Here is a 25,988-nt window from a genome sequence, read left to right as displayed (position 1 = left end):
CGCTCCGGTCAGGCGTATTCGATACTCAGAACTTCATAAGAGCGCACGCCTCCGGGGGTGCGGACCTCAACACTGTCGCCTTCTTCTTTGCCAATCAGGGCGCGGGCGATGGGGGATTTGATGTTCAGAAGGCCCGCTTCGATATTGGCCTCATACTCACCCACGATCTGCCAGGTCTTTTCTTCGTCGGTATCTTCATCCACCAACGTGACCTTCGCGCCGAACTTGATGGCCCCTGACAGTTTGGCCGGATCAATGACATCTGCCAGCGACAGGATGCCTTCAAGCTCTTTGATGCGGCCTTCGATAAAGCCCTGCTTTTCGCGCGCCGAGTGGTATTCGGCGTTTTCTTTCAGGTCGCCCAGTTCGCGGGCTGAGGCAATCGCCTCGATGATCGCCGGGCGCTCGACGGATTTCAGATTCTTCAGCTCTGCCTCGAGCGCGGCATTGCCCGAAGGCGTCATGGGGATCTTTTCCATTGTCTTGTCGTCCACGCAGAAATTGTTACGCCCCGCCGCACAATAGCGTCGGGGCGAAGGATGGGTTGGCATTTACCTGACCCAAATGAGGCGTGAATTGCAAGAGGGGAGGTGTGCGTTGTCAGTAAACTCGCAACTTAGCGCCGCCGTTCCGGGGGGCGGGTGCGCCTGTGGCGCTGTCCCAACAATTCTCCACTTCGCCAACGGCTGGCTTCGTGCCCAAGCCACAGCATCTCAATCATACTGAACCACTTCGAATTCGATGCCATTGTCATCTTCGAAATAGAACCGCTTGCCTGGCTCATAGTCTGCGTGGTTGTGCGGTTCAAATCCCGCTTTGCGGACCTTTTCCTCGGTGGCGTCGATATCCTCGACCAGCACACCTACATGGTTCAAGCCGCCCACGAAATCATAGCTGTTTTCGCCTGATGGCTTGGGATCGCCGGGGGCGTAGAGTGCCAGATAGGTATGTGGGCTGCCCACATGCACCGTATAGCCACCGGCAATAGCAGGGCCTTCCCAGCGTGTTTTCCAGTCAAAGACTTTCTGCATCCACGCCGCAGATGCCTTTGGGTCGCGGACCGTGAAATTAGTATGTTCCAGCGTCGCCATCATGGGATTCTCCTTCCAATTTGAGGCTTGTCCCGACTCACTGTAATTTCTAAACCTAACTTTAGGTCAAGAGATTTCTTTGGGAGGATGTAATGGTTGTTTCGGAAGGTCTGGCGATTGGAGCATTGGCCCGGCGCACTGGGTTGGCAGTGTCGGCGATCCGATACTACGAGGCGCAAGGTTTGATATCTCCATGGCGTAACGCGGGTGGGCAGCGGCGTTATCAGCGCGCCGATATCCGACGGCTAAGCTTTGTGATGATCGCGCAGCAATTCGGTCTGACTTTGCCCGAGATCCGCGAGGTATTGTCGGGCTTGCCAGGAAACCGCACACCGACGCCTCAGGACTGGAAGAGTATCAGCGAACGGCTGCGCACGCATCTGGATCAGCGAATCGATACGCTGATGCGACTGCGCGACAATCTGGATGGATGTATTGGTTGCGGCTGCCTCAGCCTGCCGAAATGCAAGCTTTACAACCCCGATGACAGGGCCAAATCCCATGGTAGCGGTCCCAGATACCTCATGGGGGACGCACCCGAAGCCTGAAGTGTCGAATAGCGGCGTTGTTACGCCGTGTTTCGATTGACCAAAGTCTTTATGACCATGTAATCAGCCGTGAAACAATATTGCGCCGACCGCATGAAGAAAGCGCCAATTCGGAAAGTTAGCTAAGGAGCCCGCGATGGCCGAGATTGAACGCGAAGCGATGGAATATGACGTGGTGATCGTGGGTGCTGGCCCTGCGGGCCTGTCTGCGGCCATCCGTCTGAAACAGCTGGATGCCGACCTGAACGTCGTGGTTCTAGAGAAGGGTTCGGAAGTGGGTGCGCATATCCTGTCGGGTGCGGTGCTGGACCCTTGTGGTCTGGATGCTCTGATCCCCGATTGGAAGGAAAAGGGTGCCCCGCTGAACGTGCCTGTGCATGAAGACAATTTCTACATGCTGGGCGAGGCTGGCAAGATCCGCATCCCCAATTTCCCGATGCCGCCGCTGATGAACAACCACGGCAACTACATCGTCTCGATGGGCAATGTCTGCCGCTGGATGGCCGAACAGGCCGAAGAGCTGGGCGTCGAAATCTTCCCCGGCATGGCCTGTTCCGAGCTGGTCTACGGTGAGAACGGTGAAGTCAAAGGCGTTGTAGCCGGTGTATTTGGTCTGGAGCCAGACGGATCCTACGGCCCCAACACCGAGCCGGGCATGGAACTGCATGGCAAATATGTCTTCCTGTCGGAAGGCGTGCGCGGCTCACTGTCCAAGGAAGTCATCGCCAAATACGACCTGTCTGCCGGTAAAGAGCCGCAGAAATACGGCGTCGGCATGAAAGAGATCTGGGAGATCGACCCGGCCAAGCACAAAGAAGGCAGCGTCACGCACACCATGGGCTGGCCGCTGGGCAGCAACGCGGGAGGCGGGTCGTTCATCTATCACCTTGAAAACAATCAGGTATATGTCGGCTTTGTGGTTCACCTGAACTACAAAAACCCGCACCTGTACCCCTACATGGAATTCCAGCGCTTCAAGCACCACCCGATGGTGGCTGACCTGCTTAAGGGCGGCAAGCGTGTGGCTTATGGTGCCCGCGCGATCACCGAGGGTGGCTACCAGTCGATGCCGAAACTGGTCGCACCGGGTGTTGCGCTGTTGGGTTGCTCGGCGGGCATGGTCAACGTGCCACGCATCAAGGGCAACCACAACGCGATGCTGTCAGGCAAGGCCGCGGCCGAGGCCGCCTATGATGCCATCAAGGCCGAGCGTTCGGGTGATGAGCTGACCGCTTATGAGGCCGACGTTCGCGATGGTGCAATCGGCTCGGATCTGAAGAAGGTGCGCAACGTCAAACCTCTTTGGTCGAAATACGGCCTGACCGCCAGCCTGGTACTGGGCGGTATGGACATGTGGACCAATACGCTGGGCTTCTCGCTGTTGGGCACGCTGGGCCACGGCAAGAACGACGCGGAATCGACCGAAGATGCCAGCAAGCATCAACCCATCGACTATCCGAAACCCGATGGCACACTGTCCTTTGACCGCCTGACGAACGTATCGTTTGCGGCCACCAATCACGAGGAAAGCCAGCCTTGTCATCTGAAACTGGCCGACCCGGACATCCCGGTTAAGGTCAACCTGCCCAAATTCGACGAGCCAGCACAGCGTTACTGCCCCGCAGGCGTCTATGAGATGGTCGAGGATGAAGACGGGCCGCGATTCGTGATCAACTTCCAGAACTGTGTTCACTGCAAGACCTGTGACATCAAGGATCCCAGCCAGAACATCACCTGGACTACACCGCAGGGCGGCGACGGGCCGAACTACCCCAATATGTAGGCAAGAACACGGGCGTTGGCAGGGTCGTGAAGGCTCTGCCATTGCCTCTCGCCCAGCAAAGCCCTAGCTTGTCGGTCAGTCAACGACAGCAAGGCAGATTATCAGTGGTTTCCCTGGTTCGACGCGCGGCTCTGGCCGTGATCCTCAGTTCTTCAATCGCGTTTCCTGCGGTATCGGATACCGGATCGGGGTCGTATCTGGCCGGGCGTCAGGCGATTTATGAGAGCGACTATCCCGCTGCCGAGCGTTACTATGCGCAGGCGCTTCGCGCTGATCCCCAAAATCCGAAACTGCTGGAAAACGTGGTCGTCGCCCGGCTCGCTTTGGGTGAGATTGAGCGGGCCCTGACCGTCGCCGAAGTTATCGAGGAAAATGAACTGCCCAGCCAGGCCGCTCGGATGGTGATCGCCGCCAATCTGGTGGCAGATGGCAAGCTGGATGAATTTCTGGCCCGCGATCCTGAAACGCAAGGGGTTGGACCGCTGGTTGATGGCCTGATGATTGCTTGGGCTCATATGGGGCAAGGCGCCATGACCAAAGCGATGGAACAATTTGACGTTGTTACCACGCAGGAAGGTCTGAAAGAATTTGCACTTTATCACAAGGCCATGGCGTTGGCGTCGGTCGGAGACTTTGAGGGGGCCGAGGCGATCCTTGCCGCAGATGATGGCCTGGTCGCCCGTTTTTCACGCCGGGCTGCGCTGGCGCGTGCCGAAGTGCTATCGCAGCTGGATCGCAACGACGATGCGCTGGAATTTCTGGATAACGTCTTTGCCGCCGGCAGTGATCCGACCATCGAAGGTTACGTCACTCGGCTGTCTGATGGCGAAACGCTGCCCTTTACCCATGTCCGTTCTGCACAGGATGGCATGGCCGAGGTTTTCTTCACCGTTGGCGCTGCGCTGAGTGCGGAGGCCGCGCAGGATTATGTTCTGCTATATGCCCGCGTCGCGGCCTTTCTGCGGCCTGACCATATTGATGCGCTTTTGCTAAGCGCTGAGTTGTTGGATGGGCTGGAACAATATGATCTGGCGGTTGATGTCTATCGGCAGGTGCCTCCGGACAGCAGCGATTATCATGCCGCCGAGCTGGGGCGCGCCGAGGTCCTCAGTCGCTCTGACAGAAAAGAAGCTGCCGCCGAAGTCCTGCAAAACCTTGCCGCTCAAAGCCCCGATTTGCCCGGTGTGCATGTAGCTTTGGCCGACCTGCGGCGCCAGCAAGAGGATTACGCGGCAGCGGTCACCTCTTACGACAAGGCGATTGGCCTGACGGAAGAGGGTGCAGGCGGAAACTGGTTCCTGCATTATGCCCGCGGGATATCGCATGAACGTCTGAAGAACTGGGACGAGGCCGAGGCCGATTTCCGCCGCGCGCTTGAGTTGAACCCGGACCAACCACAGGTGCTGAACTATCTCGGGTATTCGCTGGTCGAGCGGCGCGAGAAATTGGACGAAGCGTTGAATATGATCGAACGCGCAGTCGCAGCGCGCCCTGACAGCGGCTATATCGTTGACAGCTTGGGCTGGGTGTTGTTCCGCCTGGGCCGGTACGACGAAGCAGTCGACCACATGGAGCGCGCCGTTGAACTGATGCCGGTCGATCCGGTGGTAAATGACCATCTGGGCGATGTTTACTGGGCCGTAGGTCGCGGGCGTGAAGCCGAGTTCCAGTGGAAACGAGCACTATCTTTCATTGATCCTGAAGATACCGACGGTGAAGCCGATCCTGAACGCATCCGCCGCAAGATTGAAGTCGGATTGGATGCGGTTCTGGCCGAGGAAGGTGCCGAACCCCTGAAGGTCGCCAATGAAGGCTGAGGCATTTGCCCCCGCCAAGATCAACCTGACCCTGCATGTGACCGGCCAACGCGCGGATGGCTATCATCTGCTTGATTCGTTGGTGGCCTTTGCCGATGTTGGGGATCAGTTGAGCCTCAGTTCCGACCCCGAGCTGTCTCTGTCGGTCACGGGTGAGTCTTCGGATGGCGTACCGACCGATGATCGCAATCTGGTCTGGCAGGCCGCCGAGGTCGCAGGCTGGACCGGTCGCATTCATCTGAACAAACAACTGCCGCACGGTGGCGGTGTCGGGGGCGGCTCATCGGATGCTGCGGCGGTTTTGCGCACCGTGACGAAGGGGGGAGAGTGGCCCGATAGCGTGTCGCTGTCGCTCGGCGCGGATGTCCCGGTATGCATACATGCTGCTGCAGCGCGTATGCGCGGGATTGGTGAACAGATTGAGCCGATGGCGTTGCCGCCCCTCCCGGCGCTTTTGGTCAATCCGGGTATTGAAGTTCCCACCGGCCCGGTGTTTTCCGCTTTGCACAGCAGAGACAACGCACCGATGCCTGCTGAGATCCCTGCATTCAAAACACCGGAAGACTGCGCCACGTGGTTGCAGGTTCAGCGGAATGATTTAGAGGCACCTGCAATATCTGTAGCGCCGGGCATTGCGGAGGTCATAGCGGCGTTGGAAGGCACCCGAGACGCGTTGATGGTTCGTATGTCGGGTTCAGGCTCAACCTGTTTCGCACTTTTTCCAACGCTCAAAGCAGCCCATTTTGCCGCCTATGAGATCGGCGCGGCCCAACCCGGTTGGTGGTGCCGCGCAACGACGCTCAGTTAAGGCGCGATACGACGTAATCGGCCAGATCGCCTAACAGGGTGCGGATTTCGTGATCCGGAAGAGGCGCCAGCGCAGCCTTGGCCTTGGCCGCCCAACCAAACGCATCCGCGCGGGTTGCATCCAGCGTGCTGTATTTGGCCATCAGCGACAAAGCGTGATCCAGATCACCCTCTTCCTGCCGCCCGCGACCGATCGTCCGTTCCCAAAACGCGTGTTCCTCGGCAGTTGCCTGAGCCACGGCTTTGATCACTGGCAGGGTCAATTTGCGTTCACGGAAGTCGTCGCCGACGTTTTTGCCTGTGGCCGCACTATCGCCCTGATAATCCAAAAGATCATCTGCGATCTGGAACGCGATTCCAAGCGCATCGCCATAGTCATACAGCGCCTTGACCTGAGCCTCAGTCGCGCCTGCGATCACACCACCCACTTCGGTTGCAGCAGAAAACAGTGCCGCTGTCTTGCCGCGCACAACCTGCAGGTAGACACTTTCATCCGTGCCCAGATCGGTGGCCGCTGTCATCTGCAGCACCTCGCCTTCGGCGATTGTGGCCGACGCATTTGCAAGGATATCCAGAACCCGCAACGAACCGGTTTCGACCATCAACTGAAAGCTGCGGGAAAACAGGTAATCGCCAACCAGAACACTGGATTTATTGTCCCATAGCAGGTTTGCCGTCGGTCGCCCGCGCCGCTGCCCGCTTTCATCTACGACATCGTCATGCAGCAGGGTTGCGGTATGAATGAACTCAACCGTTGCAGCCAGCTTGACGTGATGGTCGCCTGAATAGCCGAACAGCTGCGCCGCCGCCAGGGTCAGCATCGGGCGCAGACGCTTGCCGCCCGCCTCGACCAGGTGCGCGGTCACTTCGGGAATGCGCGGGGCGTGTTCCGACGCCATACGCGTCCGAATCAGCGTATTTACTGCTGCCATTTCGCCCGCAAGCATCTCTGCCAGACGCTCATGCGGTTTCGAGATCGTGCTGACGTTCATCACTCTCCTGATACAAGGCTCGACATCCCTGTCACCTTGCCCTTACATCCATCCCCATGAAAGAACTATTGCGCAGCACCGATCCGACAATCCTAGCCTTTGCAACGGCTCTCCTTGAGGGCGAGGATATAGACTGCTTTCAGATGGACGTAAATATGAGCATCCTAGAAGGTGGCATCGGAATCTTTCCCCGTCGCCTGATGGTGCGGGCAGATGATCTGACCCGCGCCGAACGGGTCATGCGCGATAACGAGATCCCGCTAGGGCGATGAGCAGCTTTTCCGACAGTGATCTGACCTGCAATGATTTTCTGGGCGGGCGTGTGCGTCTGTGGCAGCCGCGCTCAGGATATCGTGCAGGGGTCGATCCGGTCTTACTGGCGGCATCGGTGCCGGCACAAGCTGGCCAGTCGGTGCTGGAATTGGGCTGCGGGGCAGGGGCTGCTATTCAGTGCCTAATGGCGCGAGTGCCGCACCTGAAGGCAACTGGGGTTGAACTGCAGGCTGGCTATGCAGATCTGGCCCGCCGCAATTCGGAACAAAACGCAGCGATCACCGTGGTTGAGGCGGATTTGAACGCACTACCGAATGATCTGCGACAAGAACAGTTCGATCATGTGATCGCCAATCCGCCCTACTACCGGGCAGGCGCGCACAGCCCTGCCACCGACGCGGGTCGGCAGATCGCACTAGGTGAAGACACGCCGCTTAAGGACTGGATCAGTGTCGCCGCTCGACGTCTGGCGCCGCGCGGTTATCTTCACATGATCCAGAGGGCAGACCGGCTGCCCGATATGCTTGCGGGGTGCGCGGGCCGCTTGGGCTCGATTCAGGTGCTACCTCTGGCCCCTCGTGCGGATCGCGCGTCCGAGCTGGTGATTTTGCGTGCCAGAAAGGGCGGGCGCGCCGCATTTCGGCTACACGCACCGCTGATTCTGCACCTCGGTGACCGGCACTTAGAAGACGGTGAAAGCTATACCCCCAAGGTCTCGGCGGTGTTGCGCGATGGGGCGGATTTGACCGGGCACTTTGCCTGATCGGCAATGACCAGCCGAATTTGTCGGATTTATTATAGATTTCGTGCGTCTGCAGCGTGACAGGCTGGAAATGATGTGATCAACTTCCTACGTGACACTTACAAACCAGAGAAGGAGGACCGCCATGAGCGTGAGCGCACATCTGACGGAGTTGAAGAAAAAACACGAAATTCTCGGTCTTGAAGTGGAAGAAGCGCAACGCTCACCTGGTATTGACGATCTCCATATCGCACAGCTTAAAAAACAGAAGCTGAAGCTAAAAGAAGAGATCGAGCGCCTGTCGACCTAAGGTTCTAGGCCTTCAGGCTGGCGCGGGCCGCGATGGCAGCGCCACCGGTGACAAACAAGGCCGCGATCGCCAAGCCCCAGGACGGGGCGGCGATCCCGGCCAGAACCAGTACAAGCGTCGATAACAAAGGTGCCGCGTATGAGGCGGTGCCCAGGATTTGGATGTCTCCGCGCTTGACCCCGATATCCCAGACATAGAATGCCAGCCCCACAGGCCCGAGGCCGAGCGCAAGGGTCGAGGCCCAGCCGAATGCGCCTTGCGGCCAGATCGTTTCTTCCACCGCGAAATGCAGGCCCCATGAGGCGATGGCCGTCAGGACGCAGAACACCGCGACCGAGCTTGTGGGCACATCGCCCAGCCGACGCGACAGTACTGAATAGCTGGACCATGTCAGCGCGCAGAGCAAAGCCAGCCCGTAACCGGGCAAGTGTTGAATCTGGAAGCCAGCGCTGCCTCCACCGGTGATGATGACGGCGGCTCCGGCAAAGCCAAGGCAGGCTCCGATAAGGTGGCCCGGTTTCAGATGCTCTCCGGGCAGCAGGCCTGACAGAAGAACGATCAGCAAAGGCCAGAGATAAGCGATAAGCCCAGCCTCGGCTGCAGGGGCCATGCGAAGGGCTGAAAAGTACAGCGCGTGGTAGCCAAAAAGGCCAATTGATCCAAGCAGGTATGTCGTCCACGCGACCCGGCGCAGTTGACCCAGCCCGCCGCTGGCGAATGTCCAAATCAGACCCAGCGTACCGCCGATGGTAAAACAGATCGCGTTCAACAACAAAGGCGGCGTCGGGGCCGAACCCACAGTGAACAGCGCCAGCAGAGACCATAGCAAAACGGCGACAAAACCAATCGCGGTCGCGCCCATTCTGCTCATTCACCAGCTACCTTCTCAACAGGGATGATTTCAAACTCATCCGATATATGCGCGGTCTTTTCAATCTCGGAAATGAACCAGTCGCGGAACGCTGCGATCTGCGGTCGCTTCTCTGCCCCTTGCAGGCAGAGGAAACGAAATCGCCCGGCGGTCTCCAGTGCCACTTTGAACGGCGCGACCAGTCGCCCTTCGGTCAGGTCTTTCAGGATCATGGCGCGCCGCCCCAGAACCACGCCCACCCCGGCCACGGCAGCGTCGATGGCGTGATCGGCGTTCGAAAAATGCGCCCCATGGGTCGGAGTGAAATCCAATCCAACCGCACGGAACCACGCGGGCCAGTCGCAACGCGGCTTGAGGAAACTGATCGAATCGTCATGGATCAGGGGGGCGTCGCGCAACGACGCAGGCGTGGGGAATTGTTCGGCCAGCTCCGGGGTCATAACCGGTGTCAGCCACTCCTTGCGGACGGGAACCGAATAGAGCCCCTCATCCGGCCCGTAGCCAAAGCGGATCGCCACGTCCACGTCATCCCGTTCAAGGTCCATGTTGCGCAGAGTGGCCGAGAATTTCAGGTCAATCCCCGGATTTGCACGGGCAAACTCATAAAGGCGCGGTGCCAGCCATTTCGCTGTCAGGGCAGGGCCTGCTGTAACCGTGAGGCTGGTTTCATCCTGCAGCCTCCGCGTCGCCTGCCACGCGGCTTGCAGGGCGGCAAAGCCATCTGCGGTTCCGGGTGCCAATGTGCGCCCGGCTTCGGTCAGTTCGACAGCGCGATTGAGCCGGCGAAACACGGGGTGGCCCAGATGCTCTTCTAACGACTTGATTTGAAAGGACAGAGCCGCAGGTGTCACATTCAGTTCCTCCGCCGCCTTGGCAAACGACATATGTCGTGCGGCGGCATCGAAGGCGCGCAAAGCAGTCAGCGGAGGCAGGCGGTCGGTCATGACGGTTAAGTTTTTCTGAACTGAAGGATAGAAAACTCTCGTTTGTGCAATTTAAAATCAAAGGCCATGTTGATGGCAAGACAAATCCAACTTGATTGAGAAGGGTTCAGCATGATCGAGATGACAACAAACCCAGCCATTCAGAACGCCATTCACCGCGCGCATGAAGAGCGCGGCAAGGCGGTTGTAGGATTCTGGTCCTGGCTATTCGGTTCCCGCTGATCGCAGCGCGCGTGATCTTACGGGATAAAAGAAGGGCCGGTCCTTGATGGACCGGCCCGTTTTCATTCTCAGATCGTCGGTTTAGACGAAGAACTGTGCACCGTTTGCGGAAATGGTCGAGCCGTTGATGAACTGCGAATCGTCCGACGCCAGGAAGGCCACGCAACGCGCGATTTCTTCCGGTTCACCCAGACGACCAGCCGGGATTTGACCGATGATCGATTCGCGCACTTTTTCCGGCACGGCCATGACCATTTCGGTCGCGATGTAGCCGGGGCAGATCGCGTTGGCCGTGATACCGGCCCGCGCACCTTCCTGCGCCAGAGATTTCACGATGCCCAGATCGCCCGCTTTGGTTGCGGCATAGTTGACCTGCGCAAACTGGCCTTTCTGACCGTTGATCGAGCTGATCACGATGATACGACCAAATTTACGCTCGCGCATACCCGGCCATACCGGGTGCACGGTGTTGAAAACACCAGTCAGATTGGTGTCGATGACCTGATGCCACTGTTCAGGTGTCATCTTGTGGAACGGTGCGTCGCGGGTGATACCGGCGTTGGCGACCACGATGTCGATCGGGCCAACCTCGGCCTCGACTTTTTCGATGCCCGCTTTGGATTCGTCGTAATCCGCAACATTCCATTTATAAGTTTTGATACCGGTTTCGTCGGTGAACTTTGCGGCGGCTTCGTCATTGCCTGCATAAGTGGCGGCAACATTGTATCCTTCGGCCTTCAGCGCCTTGGAAATTGCTGCGCCGATGCCGCGGGAACCGCCGGTTACGAGTGCTGTACGTGCCATTTAGGACTCCTCCAAATTTAGTCGTCTTGGTAATTCTGTTACTCTGAGAGTTAAGGATGCGCAATATCGTTTCGTGATCGATCTTGTCTTTCTGTCCGGCGATATTGTCGCATCTAAGGGGTATGATCCGATTGTAACAAAAAAGGGCGCCCAGTGGACGCCCTTTTGTATTTAGTTTTCAGCGCACTTAGTCACGCTCCACACACAGGGCGACACCCATGCCGCCGCCGATGCAGAGGGTCGCGAGACCTTTCTTGGCATCCCGGCGCTTCATTTCGAACAGCAGGGTGTTCAGAACCCGGCAGCCGGACGCGCCGATTGGGTGTCCGATGGCAATTGCACCACCATTGACGTTTACGATCGACGGATCCCAACCCATGTCTTTGTTTACAGCGCAGGCTTGCGCTGCGAAGGCTTCGTTTGCTTCGACCAGATCCAGATCATCGACCGACCATCCAGCTTTCTCCAGCGCCTTGCGCGAAGCGTAGATCGGGCCAACGCCCATGATCGACGGGTCAAGTCCGGCGGTCGCGTAGGATGCAATTCGGGCCAAGGGCTCAATCCCACGCTTTTCGGCATTCTCAGCCGACATCAGCAGGGTGGCAGCGGCACCGTCATTCAGGCCCGAAGCGTTTGCGGCCGTGACAGAACCGTCCTTGGCGAAGGCGGGGCGCAGTTTGCCCATGGCTTCGATTGTCGCGCCGTGGCGGATGTATTCGTCCTTGTCCATCACGATGTCGCCCTTGCGGGTCTTGATGGTGAAGGGCACGATTTCATCGGCGAACTTGCCAGCGTTCTGGGCCGCTTCGGCTTTGTTTTGCGAGGCGACCGCAAATTCATCCTGCATATCGCGGCTGATCTGCCATTTCTCGGCGACGTTCTCAGCCGTTTGACCCATGTGATAGCCGTTGAAGGCATCCCACAGACCATCGCGGATCATCGTGTCGATGTATTTCATGTCACCCATTTTATGACCGGCGCGCAGGGCGGCGGCATGGGGCGACAGGGTCATGTTTTCTTGTCCACCAGCCGCAACGATGTCGGCATCGCCCAATTGGATATGCTGTGCACCCAGAGCAACAGCACGCAGACCCGAACCGCAGACCTGGTTGATGCCCCAAGCCGCGCTTTCCTGCGGCAGGCCCGCATTTATATGCGCCTGGCGCGCTGGGTTCTGACCTTGGGCGGCAGTCAGGACCTGGCCCATGATGGTTTCGCTTACTTCGCCCTTGTCGATCCCGGCACGTTCGACAACTGCTTCAAGGACGGCAGCGCCCAGATCATGTGCGGGGGTGTTCGCAAACGAACCGCTAAAGCTACCGACGCCCGTACGTGCGGCGGATGCGATTACTACGTTGGTCATAAAGTCAATCCTTTACCGTCATGGTCCTGTGGGAAATCTGACGGCGCGGTTTGAGGAGAAGTCTTCTCCGGGTGCAAGAGCGCCTCGTGATCCCCCGCTCAAGCATCTTCTGCAATAACGCAATGCTGCATCTGCAGCAACGGACAGCTTGTCTCAGAGTGAGCCTTGGCGGTGTTCCGCGCGACCAGCTGCTATCAACTGCCCGTTTTTGCAGCTTTTTCCGAGCTCCAGGGCGGAGTGACTGAAGGCGCCCCATATAGGAAGCCCTGCAGACAATCGACACCGTTTGCGATCAGGAAATGAGCATCTTCGTCACTTTCGACCGATTCGGCGGTAACAAGAATTTCGAATTCCCGCGCAACTGCAATCAGTGCGCGCACCAACGATTGATTGTCGGGATTGCTGCTGATGCCCCTGATGAACTGCCCATCGATCTTGGCGGCATCGAACAGAAATTCACGAAAGTGGCGAAAGCCAAAGTTACTGGCCCCAAAATCATCCAGCGCAAAGGCGATACCGCGGGCTTGTTGGCGATCCATGAAATCTACCACCAGTTCGGGCACCTGCATCGCCGAAGATTCTGAGATTTCCAGAATCAACCTTTCGCCCAAGCTTGCGTCTTTTTTCAGAAACCTATCCAGCACACTCGACCAGTTGGAATAACCGATGGACCGCGCGGACATGTTGATCGACAGGCGGATGCTAGGGTTGCGGATCAGAGTGCGCAGCCCCATTTCAAGCGCGACGCAATCAAGGTCCCGGCCAATTGGCGTGTTTTCAACCTGTGGCATGAACTCGCGCGCGGGGATGACGCGGCCGGTTTCATCCAATACACGGATGAACCCTTCGTAGAACGCGATGCCCTGAGGAGGATGTGCTTGAACGACAGGCTGGAACGCCAGCCTGCATTGTCTATGCTTCACGGCTTCGGTCGCCATCTGTACCACCGATCGATCCCGTGAAGTGACGGCGGCGCTCAAAGGGTCGTCCGATCCCTCGGGCAGGTCTGCGCGTTTCCTGTTTCCCATGACGTACCGTTCCCCTGATCCCGATGATTTTGGCCGGGGCCAGTTTCAGGGAAGACAGGTAAAACCGGGGTTAACACTCAAAATTTTATCGCAGGTGGCGGGGTGGAAGATCAGTGTGTTGATTGCCAAGCATGACGCAGCGAAGCAGCCGCACCGATAAGCGCTCCTAAAAGTCCCAGCGCGGCCATGACAAATCCCAGCCCCAATAGCGCGGGCATTGCTCCGTTGAGTGCGGCGGTCATTGTGATGACGAGGCCCAGCAAACCTGTGATCGTAGAAATTCTCATCAGCTTTGACATGCGGACCTCCGGAAATGCTCTCTTAAAACATCTCAGGGGATATGGAGCGCTTGTGCCAAATTTCAAGCAAAGAAAAGGTCTTTTTGAGACCTAGGCCCGCTTGGCTGTGGAAGCAGGTGATTTGGTGCCGAACTGCTCGAATCCCGGTGTGCCATGATCTTGCGGATGGCGGACAAGGTGCTTGGCCTTGATCTGTTGGGAATTGTCGCGGCTGCCATCGTGGCTATAGCCCGGAGGGGCAAAACAATAAGCCAGACGTTGGCGCAACGTCAGGCCCGGTTGGGTGGCGTCCCGCCAGATTCCAACCCATTCATGAAACGCCACGCGCAGCGGATTGAACGTGCCGATATTGTGGACAAGCCCATAGTCGACCTTGTCATCTTCTTGCTCGGGGACAAATGTGCCGAACATCTTGTCCCAGATGATAAAGACACCCGCATAGTTGCAATCAAGATATCGCGCATTTCGCCCATGATGGGCGCGGTGGTGACTGGGCGTATTCATGACGGCTTCGAACCAGCGCGGCATTTTGCCGATCGCTTCGGTATGGATCCAGAATTGGTAGATCAGGTTCAGACCTCCGACGAATAGCACCATCGCCGGGTGAAAGCCTAGTAAGATTAGCGGCGCACGTACCACCATCATGAAGGTGAATGTATAGGTCCAGGTCTGCCGCAGCGCCGTTGTCAGGTTGTAATGCTGTGAGCTGTGGTGGTTCACATGACTGGCCCAGACCCAGCGAATGCGGTGCCCAAAGCGGTGCACCCAGTAATACCGCAGATCGTCCAGTACAAAGCACAAGATGATGACCGGGATCGAGGTCCCTAGGTTGAGCGGTGTGATCTGCCACAGCCACATGAAAAACGCATATGCGATGAAGCCCAGCAAAAAGCCCGAGGCGATATTGCCTGCCCCCATGATTAGCGAGGTCAAGGCATCGCGGGTTTCGTACCTACCGCCCCGGCCTTTGATCGCGATCCAAAGGAATTCGGCCAGAATGGCCGCGATGAAGAAGGGCACGGCCCATTGCACCGCGTCGGGAAAACTCACGTGATCGGTCATGCGGGATCCATCAGATTTTGCCAGTGCTGGCGTTCGGTCTCATCAAGGTGGACGATGACCCGAGGAGTGCTGAAATCGTGGAACAGGACTTCAAAGCCTTCGGGATGATCCAGCCAATCGAAATCCCGTAGATGGCGGGCCACGGTATCGGCACCAAAGGACCACAGCAGACCGGCTCCGGTTTCGGTTCGGATAAGGGCGGCGTGACCATCATGGGCAACGGTTACGTCAATGATGGAATCATCTGGAAAGTGACGCAGCCACTGTTCGTGCGCTGTCTCGGGCGTCAGCACTTGCAAGCGTGACTTGCCCGTCAGATGCAGCAGCAAGGCGACCCCGGCAATGCCGCCGACGACGAGGATCAATAGTATTTCCAGCGGCATTCCATCCTCCTGCAGATAACCTGCAAGCGGGCGATTTGTCTGTCAAAGGTGGCGTGGCGTCAGCCGCTTTCCAGGCTTTCCAGAAACTCATGCTGGACGATGCGTGCGACAAACGGCATTAACCCGTCAGGGCCAGAGGCCCGATCTTTGAGATGGATGCAGATATCGGGCCTGCGCGCGGCGATGATGCCAACCATTTCTCCGCGTATCTTGTCATCAAGACCCGCGCCCATGATCGCACAGGCGATGCGCGGTTCCGCGTCCAGCTGCCGCCGCACCTCATCCTGATCATGCGCGCCCAGCCACTGAATCGGCAGGTGATCCAGTTGTTGTGCCACGTTGCCGATTACATTCGGCAACCGCCCAATCAACAGAACTACCGGTTTCATCGGAGTCTCCCTTTCTTCCGGTCGCAAACGAAAACCGGCCCGTTGGGGCCGGTCTCATTCTAACACAGATTTTCTGCAAGAGCGCGCGGGACCTCAGCTATTGCCTTCGACAAGCGCTGAAATTATCGCCTTGGCACTGTCCGAGTTCCATTCTGCATCACCGATCAGGCGTGCGATCTCATTGCCATCGGGGTCGATGATCACAGTGATCGGAAGGCCAATCACTCCCATTTCGCGTGCAACCGCCTGTTTCGGATCCTGATGACGCGGCAAGTTGTCGATGCCGTTTTCGTCAAAGAACTTCTTGATCCCGGCAGGTGTGTTGCGACCGGTCGCCAGGGTCAGAACCTCGAATTTGTCACCGCCAAACTCCTGTTGCAGTTCAGCGATCTGAGGCATTTCTTTGCGGCACGGCGCACACCATGTGGCCCAGAAGTTCAGCAGCACATACTTGCCTTTGTAGTCGGCCAGCGATCCGGTGCCGCCATCATCTTCTAGTTCAAAATCGACCACTTTGACCGGCTTGGGCTCACTATGCAGGATCAGCCGCTTCAGGCTGCCCTCACGCAATGGGCCAAGCGTTGCCGCATCTGTTGCCAAAGCGGCGTTTGCACCCAGCGCTAGGGCCATATAAAGGGGGATCAGACGTAACAGGCGCATATCAACTCCGGGTTTTCTTTCATGACCGATCAATCTTCGAACCAGATGTGGGGCGGCCGCTTTGCCGCTGGTCCAGACGCGATCATGGAGGCGATAAATGCCTCGATCGGGTTCGATCAGCGGATGGCAGCCCAGGACATCGCAGGCTCGCGCGCCCATGCCGCCATGTTGGCTGCCACAGGCGTTATTACTGATAGTGATGCGCACGCCATTCGGGAAGGCCTGCTCACCGTTTTGTCAGAAATTCAGAACGGAGAATTTCAGTTCTCGACTGCGCTGGAAGACATTCACATGAATGTTGAGGCGCGACTGAAAGAGGTGATCGGAGAACCCGCAGGCCGTCTGCACACGGGCCGGTCGCGAAACGACCAGGTGGCGACCGATTTCAAACTCTGGGTTCGCGACCAGCTAGATGCCGCAGAATCCGGTCTTCTGGCTCTGATCCGCGCGCTTTTGGCGCAGGCCGAGGCCGGGGCAGACTGGGTCATGCCCGGTTTCACCCACCTGCAAACCGCGCAGCCAGTAACCTGGGGTCACCACATGATGGCCTATGTCGAGATGTTTGGCCGCGATCTGTCCCGCGTGCGCGACGCCCGTGCCCGGATGAACGAATCCCCCTTGGGCGCAGCCGCGTTGGCCGGGACCTCTTTCCCAATCGACCGCCAGATGACAGCTGAGGCGCTGGGCTTCGACCGCCCCGCAGCCAACTCATTGGACGCTGTCAGCGACCGCGACTTCGCGTTGGAGTTCCTGTCGACCGCATCGATTTGCGCCATGCACTTGTCGCGCTTTGCCGAGGAACTGGTAATCTGGTCCTCGGCCCAATTCCGGTTTGTATCACTGTCTGATCGCTTCTCGACTGGTTCATCAATCATGCCGCAAAAGAAGAACCCCGATGCAGCTGAGCTCATCCGCGCCAAGGTTGGCCGCATATTTGGTGCGAATACTGGCCTGATGATGGTGATGAAGGGGCTGCCGCTGACCTATTCCAAGGACATGCAGGAAGACAAAGAACAGGTATTTGATGCGGCAGATAACTGGATGCTGGCACTTGCCGCGATGGAAGGCATGATCAAGGACATGACCGCCAATCGCGAAAGCCTGGCTGCCGCTGCAGGGTCTGGCTTTTCAACTGCGACCGACCTGGCCGACTGGTTGGTCCGCGTGCTGGGCCTGCCCTTCCGCGACGCGCACCATGTCACTGGATCGCTGGTGGCCATGGCTGAAAGCAAGGGCTGCGACCTACCGGATCTGACGCTGGAGGACATGCAATCGGTCCACGCGGACATCACCGACGACGTCTATTCTGTTCTTACCGTCGAAAATTCGGTAAACTCTCGCCAATCCTATGGCGGCACCGCACCGGATCAGGTGCGGGCCCAGATCAAGCGATGGAAGGCGCTGGTGTAATGCAGATACGACGGGTGGTGCTATTGATTGCGGTCGCAGCGGCCTTGGCCGGGTGTGGTGCAGATGGCGAACCCATACAGCCCACCATGAGCGCAAGCGTCGGCGTAGGCAGCAGCGGCACCTATGGCGGTGTTGGCGTTGGTCTCAGACGCGGTGGGCTGGGCGTTTATCTGGGGCTCTGAACTCCAAAAATCGCAATTTACTGATCGCACACCCATCTGCATCTGACACGTCCTGAATGACAAAGAGAAAATGCATGAGACCTGCCGGCCTGATCCTCTGCCTCGCCGTACTTGCAGCTTGCGACCCGTCAGGCGCACCCCGAACGGAACCAACCGCCGCACCTAGCGGGTCCGGGGTCTCGGTTTCAGGATATGCGAGGGTTGGCGCGTCAAAGACATTCTGAACCGCGACGGTGACCACAACCCTACCGGAATCATTTGATCCACATACCTCTTTTGGTCTAAGCGCGCGGTATGGATCATTTTCTCTACCGCGACGGCGCGCTTTTCGCCGAGGATGTGCCAATCTCCGAAATCGCTGCCGCGGTCGGAACCCCGTTCTATGTCTATTCGACGGCGACGCTGCAGCGGCATTTCAAGCTGTTCGATGACGCGCTTGAGGGCACTGATCACCTAGTCTGCTATGCGATGAAAGCGGCCAGCAATCAAGCCATCCTGAAGACGCTGGCGCAGGCAGGTGCGGGAATGGATGTGGTTTCGGGCGGGGAATATCTGCGCGCCAAAGCCGCGGGCGTGCCCGGAGACAAGATTGTCTTTTCGGGCGTCGGCAAGACAGCGGATGAGATTCGTACCGCTCTGACCGGTGGCATTCGTCAGTTCAACGTCGAATCCGAGCCCGAAATGCAGGTGATCAATGCGGTTGCACTGGTATTGGGCAAGGTTGCGCCGATCACTGTTCGGGTGAATCCGGACGTGGATGCAAAAACCCACGCCAAGATCGCCACCGGCAAGTCCGAGAACAAGTTCGGTATCCCAATCTCGCGTGCGACCGAGGTTTATGCACTGGCCGCAAGCCTTCCGGGACTGGAGGTGATTGGGATCGATGTCCATATCGGCTCACAACTGACCGAGTTGGAGCCGTTTGAGCTGGCTTATAACAAGGTTGCTGAGCTGACAGTGCGCCTACGCGCAGAGGGGCATAACATCCGCCGCCTCGATCTGGGCGGTGGTTTGGGTATTCCCTATGCCCGTTCCAACGACGCGCCTCCGCTGCCGGTCGAATATGGTGCGATGGTTAAGAAAACACTGGGCCATCTGGGCTGCGAGATCGAGATTGAGCCCGGTCGGCTGATCGCTGGCAATGCGGGTCTGATGGTGTCCAAGGTCATCTATGTTAAATCCGGCGAAGACCGCGATTTCCTGATCCTCGATGGCGCGATGAACGACCTGATCCGCCCCGCGATGTATGAGGCGTATCATGATATAGTGGCGGTCGAAGAACCCGCCGCAGGGGTCGAACAACGCCCTTATGACATCGTTGGCCCGGTGTGCGAATCTGGTGATACATTTGCCAAACGGCGCAACATGCCCCCTCTGAAATCGGGCGATCTTATCGCATTCCGCAGTGCAGGTGCCTATGGTGCAGTCATGTCTAGCGAATACAATACGCGGCCCCTGATCCCTGAGGTTCTGGTGAACGGGGATCAATTTGCCGTAATTCGTGAACGCCCAAGCTTTGACGAAATCATAAACCGCGATACCATACCTGAGTGGCTTTGACGCGATAGGCGCGTCGGGCCGATCAGGAGGCCCGCCTTGCGCGACAACCAGACCTTGCCAATTCCAAGACTGTCCCTGTGGCTGACGCACGGGGGTATGCTGGCTGAGCAGGTGATGCGCGCCTTCTGGCCGTTCTTTTCTATTCTTATGGCGCTGCTGGCCGCCCTGATGCTGGGTCTGCACGATCTTGTGCGCATTGAAGCCGTTTGGATTTCTGCAGCGATCGGATTGATTGCTTTAATTGCGACAGCGGTTTTGGGAATCAGACGGTTCCACCTGCCAACCCGGGCCGAGGCGCTGGTTCGGCTGGATGAAACCCTGCCCGGACGCCCGATACAAGCACTGATGGACGATCAGGCAATCGGTGCGATGGATGCGGATTCGGTGGCACTGTGGCATGCGCACCAGACGCGCATGGCAGATCGTGCATCAAAGGCCGATCCGGTGAAACCCGACTTGCGGCTGGCGTCTCGCGATCCCTATGCGCTTCGCTATGCTGCCTTATTGGCACTCGTCGTTGCGGCTCTGTTCGGCTCGTTCTGGCGGATAGGCTCGGTCGCTGACATGACGCCGGGGACCGCTCAGGCGGGGCAGGGCCCGACTTGGGAGGGTTGGATTGAACCGCCGCGCTACACCGGGCTGCCAACGCTCTACCTTGCCGATCAGACCGATCCGACGTTGACAGTGCCTAAAGGCAGCCGCATCACACTTCGGTTCTACGGCGAGATCGGCGCGCACAGCCTGACAGAATCTTCGACACCTCTGGGCACCGAAGCCGCGACAGAACCGGAACAGGAATTTGTTGCCGAACGCTCGGGTCAGATGCGGATCGATGGCCCAGCCGGTCGCGATTGGGCGCTTGAGATCCTTCCGGACACTGCGCCCAGGATCGCGACGGCAGGAGTGGCGCAATCAGAGGCTGGCGGACAGATGAAGCTGCCCTTCGCTGCTGCGGATGACTATGGAATCGTCTCCGGCACCGCCCGGATCGAATTGGACCTGCCTGCGGTCAACCGTCAATTCGGTCTTGCGACCGAGCCAGAACCGCGCGAGATCATTACGGTCGAGTTGCCAATGCCGATTACAGGCGATCGGACCGATTTCACCGAAGACTTGATCGAGGATTTCTCGCAGCACCCTTGGGCACATTTGCCGGTGAAAATAACCCTCATGGCCATCGATGCGGCGGATCAAGAAACGGTGGCGGAACCTTATCTGACAGAACTGCCCGCCCGTAGGTTCTTTGACCCACTGGCTGCTGCGGTGATCGAACAGCGGCGCGATCTGCTCTGGTCGCGCGAAAACGCGCTGCGTGTATCGCAATTGCTGCGTGCGGTTTCGCACCTACCCGAGGACCTGTTCCGCTCAGATACAGCGTATCTGCGTCTGCGTGTGATCCTGCGGCGGCTGGAGACCTTCGACAAATACGGCGCACTGAACGTCAAACAGCAGGAAGAAATTGCGCAAGCGCTGTGGGATCTGGCGGTTCTGATCGAGGATGGCACGCTGGCCGACGCACTGGAACGGATGCGCCGTGCGCAGGAGCGTCTGACCGAAGCGATGCAGAACGGTGCCAGCGACGAAGAGATTGCCGAACTGATGCAGGAGCTGCGCGAAGCGACACAGGATTACATGCGGCAACTCCAGCGTCTGGCGCAGGAAAACGGTGAGACGCAGCAAGGACAGCAGGGCCAGAACGGCGAAACCTTGCAGATGACGCAGGATGACCTGCAGCGAATGATGGACCGCATTCAGGAGCTCATGGAACAAGGCCGCATGGCCGAGGCGCAGCAGGCATTAGAAGAGTTCCAGCAAATGATGGAAAACATGCGCGTCACACAAGGGCAGGGCCAAGGTGGCCAGTCCGAAGGACAGCAGGCCATGGAAGGGCTGGCAGAAACCCTGCGCGAACAACAGGGCCTCAGCGATCAGGCATTCCGCGACCTGCAGGAACAGTTCAACCCCGGTGCGCAAGCGGGCGAAAGTCAGGGCAATGAGGGTCGCAACGGTGGTCTGGGACGCGGCCAGAGCCATGAAGGCCAAGGCGGTCGGGGCCAGGGTCAGGATGAGGCTGGTGAAGGCCAGCAAAGTCAGGGGTCACTGGCGGATCGGCAGCAGGCGCTGCGGGATGAGTTGAGTCGGCAACAACAAGGTCTGCCCGGCGGTGGTACACCCGAAGGCGACGCTGCGCGCGAAGCATTGGGCCGTGCGGGCCGGGCCATGGACGACGCCGAAGACGCCTTGCGCAGCGATGATCTGGCCGAGGCGATTGACCGTCAATCCGAGGCGATGGAAGCCTTGCGCGAAGGCATGCGTTCACTGGGCGAAGCCCTGGCGCAGAACCAGCAGAACCAGCCGGGTCAAGGGACCGAGGCCGGCGACATGCAGGCCAATAACCGCGATCCATTGGGTCGTACGCCAGGTTCCGCGGGATCAATCTCGACCGACGACAACCTGCTGCAAGGCGAAGATGTATATCGCCGTGCGCGCGAGTTGCTGGATGAAATCCGCCGTAGGACCGGTGAACAGGATCGGCCTCAGATCGAGTTGGAATACCTCAAGCGATTGCTCGAAAGGTTCTAGTTCTGCCCTGCGCCCCCGGTCTGTGTCTCAAGCCAAAGGCGCGCTTGATCGACCAGTGAGACATATGATTTCAGCATCGGATCAGCCTGAGGAACCGCCTCGCTGATCTGATTGGCGTTTCCATATATCAGAAACAGAATGACACCGATGATAATGATCAAGGCAAAGCCACGCAGAAACCCACCGGATTTGCGGGCCGGAGCATCGGTTTCAGCTTCGTCCGATGTCAAGTCGCTGCGCAGACCCGAGTTGATCGCCTCAACATCCGGCAGCTCATCTTTCTGACCTGCGTCAGCGGCGGTTTCAGTGGCCGAGGGCCGTTTCGGTTTGACCTTGGGCTCTTCAGGCGGATCCAATGCCAGATCAGGTTGGCTTTCCAGATTGCTGCCTTCACGCTCGCGCAGCTCTGCCTCGCGTGCAGCCTCTTCCTTGAGGATGCTAGATACCGCCGGGTCTACGTTTCCAACACTCAATTCCTCGGGCGCATCGGGTTCTGGTGTGTCTTCTGCCTTAATCTTTTCTGGCTCGGCCTTGGCCGCATCGGGTTCTGGCGCATCCTCTGACTTAACATCTTCCGGTTCGGCAAAGGCTGCCTGGATTGCAGTTGCAGATTTCGCTTCCGGCTCTGCTTTGCTGGCGACTGGATACTTTTCCTGAAACCAGGTCTCTTCGCAAGCCGAGCATTGAACTTCGCGCCCGTCCTCGGGGATCACTTCGTCCGGGACTTCGTACTGGGCGCTGCAATTCGGACACGTTAAACGCATTCTGCCTCCTGGCCTTCAAGGCTGGCCTGATAATAGTTTTTTCAGGGATGATATTCCGTTAAGACCCAACAGCAAAGCGTGTTTTCGGTTTCGCGGGCCAAGTGTCGCCAATTGGCCCCGCCCAAGGCATTGAATCCACCGCTGCGCTCGGGCAAGAGGTGAGCAGAATAAAGGGGGCAGGCGTGATCGAGCTGGAGAATATCAGCTATACCTACGGCGGTGGTGAGTTGCTAAGCGATGTTTCGCTGCAATTACAGCCCGGATCGTTCCACTTTCTGACCGGGCCTTCGGGTGCGGGCAAGACCACATTGCTGAAACTCTGTTATGGCGCGTTGTTGCCAACCTCGGGCAGGTTGATGGCCTTTGGTGTGGATATCGCCCGCATGGACCGCGATCAGATGGCGCTGCTGCGCCGCCGAATTGGCGTGGTGCATCAGGATTGCCGATTTTTGGATCACATGACGCTGGCCGAGAATGTCGCGTTGCCGCTGATGGTCTCGGGGCGCTCTGAAAATGGGCAGCAGGACGATCTGACCGAACTGCTTGGCTGGGTCGGGCTTGGCAGCAGGCTTGAGGCGCACCCGCCTGAACTATCGGGGGGCGAACGCCAGCGTGCCGCATTGGCCCGCGCAGTCATCCTATCGCCCGATGTGGTGCTTGCGGATGAACCCACCGGCAATGTGGACTGGGAGATGTCGCAACGACTTCTGCGCCTGTTGGTCGAATTGAACAGGATGGGAAAAACCGTGCTGATCGCCACCCATGACCTAAGCCTGATCCGCGCCGCCAAAAGCCAGGTTCAGGCTCGCGTTCTGCGCATCGCGCAGCGCCGGGTGCAGCTTGCGGGGGCGGATCTATGAGCAAGGGCACGATCCGCAATTTGCTGCGCCGTGACAGCCGCGCCGACCGGGTGGTGCCACCCACGGGCTTTACCGCGCAATTGACCCTGTTCGTGTCTGGTGCAATGGCCTTTCTGGCGGTTTTTGCGCTGGCTCTTTCGTTAGCCTCGGGCCGTGTGGCGGATCGTTGGGCTTCAGAGTTGGCGGGGGCAGCGACCTTGCGGATCAATGCCCCTGCAGATCAACGTGCGGCGCAAACCGAGGCTGCTTTGAATGTCCTCCAGCAAACGCCGGGTGTGGCTTCGGCTCGCGCGTTGACGAGCGAAGAGCAGGCCACACTGCTGTCACCCTGGTTCGGACCGGACTTGCCTCTGGACACTTTACCAATTCCGCAGCTTATAGAGATTATCGAAGGTGAGCCGGGTCTTGATGCGGCTGGCCTGCGGCTGCGGCTAGGGGCTGAGGTGCCGGGCGCAGTGCTGGATGATCACACTCGCTGGCGCGAACCATTGGTTGATGCGGCCAATTCACTGCGGCGTCTGGGCTGGATTTCGATCCTGCTGATCGGTGGCGCCACTGCCGCCATGATCACGCTTGCCGCCAACGCCTCGCTTGCCGCCAACGCGCAGATAATCGAGGTTCTGCGTCAGGTCGGCGCGCGGGACCGGTTCATCGCCGGAGCGTTCGTGCGCCGCTTTACGTTCCGGGCGCTGTTTGGAGCAGCAGTTGGCACTTTGCTGGGTATGACGGGTGTATTGTTGCTCCCCGAAGCCTCGGATGCGGGTGGTTTTCTCACTGGCCTTGGGTTTCAGGGTATCGGTTGGATCCTGCCCGTGCTGATCCCGGTATTGGGCGCGGCCGTTGCGTTTCTGGCCACATGGTCCGCCGCGCAGCGCAAGTTGAAGGAGCTTTCGTGATGTTCATGGCTATTCAATGGGTCCGGTCGCTGATCTTTATGATCACCATCTATGCCTGGATGCTGGTACTGGGGCTTGTCTTTGCCCCCTATGCGCTGTTCGCCAAGCGTGGCGCATTGCGAGCATGCAAAACCTATGCGCGCACAACCAAGTGGTTGGCCCGCTGGATGGTTGGTATTCGCTGCGAAGTGCGCGGAGAAGTCCCACATGGCGAGGTTGTGATCGGCGCCAAGCACCAGTCGTTTCTGGACATCATCATAATCTTCGACGCCATCCCACACGGCAAATTCATCATGAAGCGAGAGCTTCTGTGGACGCCGGTCATCGGAATGTATGCGCGCCGTCTGGGATGTATCCCGGTCAATCGCGGCAAACGCGGGGCGGCGGTTGCGAAGATGGTCAAGGATGTCGCCCGCGAGTTCAGCGAACCCGGTCAGTTGGTGATCTACCCGCAAGGTACGCGCGTCGCGCCTGGGGTGCACAAGCCCTACAAGGTTGGAACGGCGGTTCTGTATGAAGGGCTCGGGTTCCCGTGCGTACCCGTTGCCACAAATGCGGGCGTCTTCTGGCCCAGAACCGGTGTCATGCGCAAGCCCGGCACGGCGATTGTCGATTTCCTAAATCCAATCGAACCCGGCGTTGCGCGGAATGACTTTCTGGAACGGCTGGAAAACGTTATTGAGACACGGTCCAACGAACTGATGCGAGAAGTGGGGTTTGACCTGGATGGAATTCGTTAAGGATATCACTGCCCTTGAGGCTCTGTATGGCACGCCCGGCGCAGCCTCCATACGCAAAGTGGCGCGGCGGCTAACTCCGCTCTACCGCAAATGGATTATGGCCTCACGCCTGTGTATCCTCAGCACCGTCGGCTCCGAAGGTGTCGATGGCAGCCCGCGTGGAGATGAAGGGCCAGTTGTGTTGGAACTGGACCAAGGCACCCTGGCACTGCCGGATTGGCGGGGAAACAACCGCTTGGATTCCCTGCGAAATATCGTACTCGATCCACGCGTCTCATTGTTGTTCATGGTGCCCGGTTCGAACAATGTGGTTCGGGTAAATGGGAACGCTCAACTGACTGCTGATGAAGCCCTGCGCGCCCGGTTCGAAAAACACGGAAAACGCCCCGCAACCGTCATCGTAATCGAGATATCCGAGATTTACACACAATGCGCGCGCGCCCTGATCCGGGCCAGAACCTGGAGTGGCCACGATGAAAGCGAGGGCCTGCCGACGGCTGGCGAGATATTGTCGGAAATGACGTCAGGAGAGGAAGGCGGCGCGCAATATGACCAGGAATGGGGTGCCCGCGCCGCTAAAACCATGTGGTAGGCAAGGATGGCTC

At 58.4% G+C, this 25,988-nt stretch carries 29 protein-coding genes; 15 read left to right on the top strand and 14 right to left on the bottom strand.

The features are described from left to right. Positions 1–8: 8 nt before the first annotated feature. Together greA and ACR0L9_RS14965 are read right to left on the bottom strand one after the other, a co-directional pair. Positions 9–479, bottom strand: a complete 471-nt coding sequence (gene greA, locus ACR0L9_RS14970) for a transcription elongation factor GreA (RefSeq protein ID WP_170395722.1) — start codon at positions 477–479, stop codon at positions 9–11. A gap of 234 nt (positions 480–713) precedes the next feature. After that, positions 714–1,094, bottom strand: coding sequence for a VOC family protein (locus ACR0L9_RS14965; RefSeq protein ID WP_170408363.1), 381 nt, complete (start codon positions 1,092–1,094; stop codon positions 714–716). Positions 1,095–1,183: 89 nt separating this feature from the next. Between ACR0L9_RS14965 and soxR the strand changes: the two genes are divergently transcribed. The 4 genes from soxR (at position 1,184) to ACR0L9_RS14945 (ending at position 6,047) form a co-directional block, all read left to right on the top strand. Then, entirely contained in the window at positions 1,184–1,639 is a 456-nt protein-coding gene (gene soxR, locus ACR0L9_RS14960; RefSeq protein WP_170395726.1) for a redox-sensitive transcriptional activator SoxR, read from the top strand. Positions 1,640–1,775: 136 nt separating this feature from the next. Continuing rightward, entirely contained in the window at positions 1,776–3,422 is a 1,647-nt protein-coding gene (locus ACR0L9_RS14955) for an electron transfer flavoprotein-ubiquinone oxidoreductase (RefSeq protein ID WP_170626187.1), read from the top strand. Between the two features lie 104 nt (positions 3,423–3,526). Further along, positions 3,527–5,239, top strand: a complete 1,713-nt coding sequence (locus ACR0L9_RS14950; protein WP_170395730.1) for a tetratricopeptide repeat protein — start codon at positions 3,527–3,529, stop codon at positions 5,237–5,239. Then, on the top strand, positions 5,229–6,047 hold the full coding sequence (locus tag ACR0L9_RS14945; protein ID WP_480895977.1) for a 4-(cytidine 5'-diphospho)-2-C-methyl-D-erythritol kinase: 819 nt from the start codon (positions 5,229–5,231) through the stop codon (positions 6,045–6,047). Before ACR0L9_RS14950 ends, ACR0L9_RS14945 begins: the two co-directional genes overlap by 11 nt. Here the strand turns inward: ACR0L9_RS14945 and ACR0L9_RS14940 are convergent. Next, entirely contained in the window at positions 6,040–7,038 is a 999-nt protein-coding gene (locus ACR0L9_RS14940; protein ID WP_170513123.1) for a polyprenyl synthetase family protein, read from the bottom strand. The two genes, ACR0L9_RS14945 and ACR0L9_RS14940, sit on opposite strands and share 8 nt — an antisense overlap. Before the next feature lie 56 nt (positions 7,039–7,094). Between ACR0L9_RS14940 and ACR0L9_RS14935 the strand changes: the two genes are divergently transcribed. From ACR0L9_RS14935 to ACR0L9_RS14925, 3 genes are all read left to right on the top strand, one after another. Then, the gene (locus ACR0L9_RS14935; RefSeq protein ID WP_008755664.1) at positions 7,095–7,310 is read left to right on the top strand and encodes a putative signal transducing protein; all 216 of its coding nucleotides are present in this window, start codon (positions 7,095–7,097) and stop codon (positions 7,308–7,310) included. Next, positions 7,307–8,074, top strand: a complete 768-nt coding sequence (locus ACR0L9_RS14930; protein ID WP_480895976.1) for a tRNA1(Val) (adenine(37)-N6)-methyltransferase — start codon at positions 7,307–7,309, stop codon at positions 8,072–8,074. The genes ACR0L9_RS14935 and ACR0L9_RS14930 overlap by 4 nt, the downstream gene beginning before the upstream one ends. A 124-nt stretch (positions 8,075–8,198) precedes the next feature. Further along, a complete protein-coding gene (locus ACR0L9_RS14925; RefSeq protein WP_170395738.1) occupies positions 8,199–8,363 on the top strand; it encodes a YdcH family protein in 165 nt (54 codons plus the stop codon). A gap of 4 nt (positions 8,364–8,367) precedes the next feature. On the opposite strand, the gene yddG is transcribed toward ACR0L9_RS14925, so the two are convergent. The 10 genes from yddG to ACR0L9_RS14875 all read right to left on the bottom strand — a co-directional run bounded on the left by yddG (position 8,368) and on the right by ACR0L9_RS14875 (position 16,388). After that, positions 8,368–9,234, bottom strand: a complete 867-nt coding sequence (yddG, locus tag ACR0L9_RS14920) for an aromatic amino acid exporter YddG (protein WP_480707106.1) — start codon at positions 9,232–9,234, stop codon at positions 8,368–8,370. Then, positions 9,231–10,178, bottom strand: coding sequence for a transcriptional regulator GcvA (locus tag ACR0L9_RS14915; RefSeq protein WP_170513880.1), 948 nt, complete (start codon positions 10,176–10,178; stop codon positions 9,231–9,233). Before ACR0L9_RS14915 ends, yddG begins: the two co-directional genes overlap by 4 nt. Before the next feature lie 303 nt (positions 10,179–10,481). Then, entirely contained in the window at positions 10,482–11,204 is a 723-nt protein-coding gene (gene phbB, locus ACR0L9_RS14910) for an acetoacetyl-CoA reductase (RefSeq protein WP_170395744.1), read from the bottom strand. Positions 11,205–11,391: 187 nt separating this feature from the next. Continuing rightward, positions 11,392–12,567 carry an acetyl-CoA C-acetyltransferase gene (locus ACR0L9_RS14905; protein WP_170395746.1) on the bottom strand — a complete coding sequence of 392 codons (1,176 nt, stop codon included), beginning with the start codon at positions 12,565–12,567 and terminating at the stop codon, positions 11,392–11,394. A 194-nt stretch (positions 12,568–12,761) separates the two neighbouring features. Next, the gene (locus tag ACR0L9_RS14900; protein WP_480895975.1) at positions 12,762–13,595 is read right to left on the bottom strand and encodes an EAL domain-containing protein; all 834 of its coding nucleotides are present in this window, start codon (positions 13,593–13,595) and stop codon (positions 12,762–12,764) included. A gap of 110 nt (positions 13,596–13,705) precedes the next feature. Then, positions 13,706–13,894, bottom strand: coding sequence for a hypothetical protein (locus ACR0L9_RS14895; protein WP_170395750.1), 189 nt, complete (start codon positions 13,892–13,894; stop codon positions 13,706–13,708). 90 nt (positions 13,895–13,984) lie between these two features. Continuing rightward, complete coding sequence (locus ACR0L9_RS14890; protein ID WP_170395752.1) at positions 13,985–14,956, bottom strand: sterol desaturase family protein; 972 nt, start codon at positions 14,954–14,956, stop codon at positions 13,985–13,987. After that, the gene (locus tag ACR0L9_RS14885; protein WP_170408353.1) at positions 14,953–15,339 is read right to left on the bottom strand and encodes a hypothetical protein; all 387 of its coding nucleotides are present in this window, start codon (positions 15,337–15,339) and stop codon (positions 14,953–14,955) included. Before ACR0L9_RS14885 ends, ACR0L9_RS14890 begins: the two co-directional genes overlap by 4 nt. A gap of 59 nt (positions 15,340–15,398) precedes the next feature. Continuing rightward, positions 15,399–15,728, bottom strand: coding sequence for a hypothetical protein (locus tag ACR0L9_RS14880; protein ID WP_480895974.1), 330 nt, complete (start codon positions 15,726–15,728; stop codon positions 15,399–15,401). Positions 15,729–15,821: 93 nt separating this feature from the next. Continuing rightward, positions 15,822–16,388 (bottom strand): TlpA disulfide reductase family protein, encoded by a 567-nt coding sequence (locus ACR0L9_RS14875; protein ID WP_170395758.1) that lies wholly within the window; start codon positions 16,386–16,388, stop codon positions 15,822–15,824. A gap of 21 nt (positions 16,389–16,409) precedes the next feature. Between ACR0L9_RS14875 and argH the strand changes: the two genes are divergently transcribed. From argH to ACR0L9_RS14855, 4 genes are all read left to right on the top strand, one after another. Continuing rightward, on the top strand, positions 16,410–17,798 hold the full coding sequence (gene argH, locus ACR0L9_RS14870) for an argininosuccinate lyase (protein ID WP_170395760.1): 1,389 nt from the start codon (positions 16,410–16,412) through the stop codon (positions 17,796–17,798). Beyond that, positions 17,798–17,980, top strand: coding sequence for an argininosuccinate lyase (locus ACR0L9_RS14865; protein WP_170395762.1), 183 nt, complete (start codon positions 17,798–17,800; stop codon positions 17,978–17,980). Before argH ends, ACR0L9_RS14865 begins: the two co-directional genes overlap by 1 nt. A gap of 294 nt (positions 17,981–18,274) precedes the next feature. Continuing rightward, positions 18,275–19,540 (top strand): diaminopimelate decarboxylase, encoded by a 1,266-nt coding sequence (gene lysA / locus ACR0L9_RS14860; protein WP_480895973.1) that lies wholly within the window; start codon positions 18,275–18,277, stop codon positions 19,538–19,540. Positions 19,541–19,636: 96 nt separating this feature from the next. Beyond that, positions 19,637–22,123, top strand: coding sequence for a TIGR02302 family protein (locus ACR0L9_RS14855; protein ID WP_480896030.1), 2,487 nt, complete (start codon positions 19,637–19,639; stop codon positions 22,121–22,123). Here ACR0L9_RS14855 and ACR0L9_RS14850 read toward each other — a convergent pair. Next, positions 22,120–22,887 (bottom strand): zinc-ribbon domain-containing protein, encoded by a 768-nt coding sequence (locus ACR0L9_RS14850; protein ID WP_480895972.1) that lies wholly within the window; start codon positions 22,885–22,887, stop codon positions 22,120–22,122. The two genes, ACR0L9_RS14855 and ACR0L9_RS14850, sit on opposite strands and share 4 nt — an antisense overlap. 182 nt (positions 22,888–23,069) lie before the next feature. Here ACR0L9_RS14850 and ACR0L9_RS14845 point away from each other — a divergent pair, with 182 nt between their 5' ends. Genes ACR0L9_RS14845 through ACR0L9_RS14830 form a run of 4 tightly spaced genes read left to right on the top strand, consistent with a single transcriptional unit; the run spans position 23,070 to position 25,975 of the window. Continuing rightward, positions 23,070–23,747, top strand: a complete 678-nt coding sequence (locus ACR0L9_RS14845) for a cell division ATP-binding protein FtsE (protein WP_480896029.1) — start codon at positions 23,070–23,072, stop codon at positions 23,745–23,747. Continuing rightward, complete coding sequence (locus tag ACR0L9_RS14840) at positions 23,744–24,643, top strand: FtsX-like permease family protein (RefSeq protein ID WP_170408348.1); 900 nt, start codon at positions 23,744–23,746, stop codon at positions 24,641–24,643. The genes ACR0L9_RS14845 and ACR0L9_RS14840 overlap by 4 nt, the downstream gene beginning before the upstream one ends. Then, complete coding sequence (locus ACR0L9_RS14835) at positions 24,643–25,383, top strand: lysophospholipid acyltransferase family protein (protein ID WP_480592451.1); 741 nt, start codon at positions 24,643–24,645, stop codon at positions 25,381–25,383. The genes ACR0L9_RS14840 and ACR0L9_RS14835 overlap by 1 nt, the downstream gene beginning before the upstream one ends. Beyond that, positions 25,370–25,975: a pyridoxamine 5'-phosphate oxidase family protein gene (locus tag ACR0L9_RS14830; RefSeq protein ID WP_170612867.1), complete on the top strand. Its 606-nt coding sequence runs from the start codon at positions 25,370–25,372 to the stop codon at positions 25,973–25,975. The genes ACR0L9_RS14835 and ACR0L9_RS14830 overlap by 14 nt, the downstream gene beginning before the upstream one ends. The last annotated feature ends 13 nt before the right edge of the window (positions 25,976–25,988 follow it).

It is taken from the genome of Ruegeria sp. I3 (assembly GCF_056532525.1).
Note: the sequence above shows the minus strand (reverse complement) of the source record. Positions and strands in the feature narration are given on the sequence as shown.